At 61.5% G+C, this 244-nt stretch carries 1 protein-coding gene; it reads right to left on the bottom strand.

All coding sequences use genetic code 11. From position 1 onward, the window contains the following. On the bottom strand, positions 1–192 hold a 192-nt coding region (locus RVY79_RS21145; RefSeq protein ID WP_317466574.1), incomplete at its 3' end, for a hypothetical protein. Positions 193–244 lie beyond the last annotated feature (52 nt).

Below are 244 nucleotides of genomic sequence, written 5' to 3'. Positions count from 1 at the left end.
CACGACTTCGCTGAGATGGACCTTGTCGTCGATCTCAAGTCCGATCAATTCGCCGAGCTTGACGTGGCGCGCGAGGCCGGAAACGCGGAAATGCGTCGAGGTCACTTCGGAGACGAGGCCGCCGACACGGACCACCGGCACGTCCTTGCGTAGCACGGCGATGGTTGATTCGAGCTTTTCGAGCGCGTTCATCTCAGACTCCGGTCAACCTCACGCCTTGGACGGGTCGCCAAGGGTGCGAATG

The sequence above is a fragment of the Chromohalobacter sp. HP20-39 genome (assembly GCF_033052815.1).
Classification (GTDB): Bacteria; Pseudomonadota; Gammaproteobacteria; order Pseudomonadales; family Halomonadaceae; genus Chromohalobacter.
This window is presented reverse-complemented; position numbering and strand designations above follow the sequence as displayed.